The sequence below is a fragment of the Arthrobacter sp. TB 26 genome, from assembly GCF_000427315.1.
Lineage (GTDB): Bacteria > Actinomycetota > Actinomycetes > Actinomycetales > Micrococcaceae > Arthrobacter.
On sequence record NZ_AUPJ01000268.1, the window covers coordinates 1 to 984 of the forward strand.

Here is a 984-nt window from a genome sequence, read left to right on the forward strand (position 1 = left end):
GGCCGCCCGCTCCGGGCCGGAACCGCCCGGACGGTCCGCCGCGACTGACGCAAGGGCCTGGGCCCAGGGCTCGGGCTTCATGACCATGCCGGCGCCGCCGCCGTACGGGGTGTCATCCACGGTCCGGTGGCGGTCCGTGGTGAAATCCCGGAGGTCGTGGACGTTGAGCTCCAGCAGCCCGTCCTGGCGCGCTTTGCCAATGAGCGACAGTTCCAGCGGTGCCAGGTACTCGGGGAAGATGGTGACGACGTCGATCCTCATTTAGGCGTTGTCTCCGGCGTCGGCATCCTTGGAGGCGGCACCTTCGGACGCCGGCTTGTCCCCGGCCTTGGTCTCGTCCTCGGCATTGACCTCAAAGAGTCCCGGCGGCGGGGTGACCAGCACATAGCCTTCCCCGACGTTGACCTCGGGCACGATCTGCTCCACGAAGGGGATCAGGACTTCCTTGCCGTCGGTCGCGGTGACCACCAGCAGGTCCTGGACCGGAAGCGTGTGGAGGCCCGAAACCTTGCCGACCACCTGGTCCCCGACGCGGACATCCAGGCCTTCGAGTTCGTGCTCGTACCAGCCTTCGTCGTCGTCGTCGTCGAGTTCTTCGGTTTCGATGAAGAGTTTGGCGCCGCGGAGGGTCTCCGCCTCGTTGCGTGTCTCGATCTCCTCGAAGGCGAGCAGCAGGATGTCCTTGTTCCAGCGTGCGCTGAGGATGGTCAGCGGGCCGGCGGTGGCCGGTTCCACCACGAACTGGGTCCCCGGGACAAAGCGGTCGCCGGGCGCGTCGGTGAGCACCTGGACGGTCACTTCGCCGCGGATGCCGTGAGGCTTGCCGATTCGTGCCACCTGAAGCTGCATCTGTTCCTCTGTTCGGGGTTGGTGAGTCTGCGGTTCTACTGGTAAATACAGGGAAAACAGTCCGGCCCCTCCACCATTATCTGGTGAAGGGGCCGGACTCAAGACAAGTGTTGCCGAAAGCGTTACCGGCGGCGG

1 protein-coding gene and 1 pseudogene are annotated in these 984 nt (G+C 65.7%); both read right to left on the reverse strand.

The window, feature by feature from the left end:
- Nucleotides 1-261, reverse strand: a pseudogene (locus K789_RS0109740) (tRNA (guanosine(37)-N1)-methyltransferase TrmD); the annotation flags it as partial.
- Nucleotides 262-849: a ribosome maturation factor RimM gene (gene rimM / locus K789_RS0109745; protein WP_024366588.1), complete on the reverse strand. Its 588-nt coding sequence runs from the start codon at nucleotides 847-849 to the stop codon at nucleotides 262-264. It lies immediately after the preceding pseudogene.
- Between the last annotated feature and the right edge of the window lie 135 nt (nucleotides 850-984).

Coding starts and splice junctions, on each gene's coding strand:
- rimM (WP_024366588.1), bottom strand. CDS start 849: ATGCAGCTTCAGGTGGCACGAATCGGCAAGCCTCACGGCATCCGCGGC.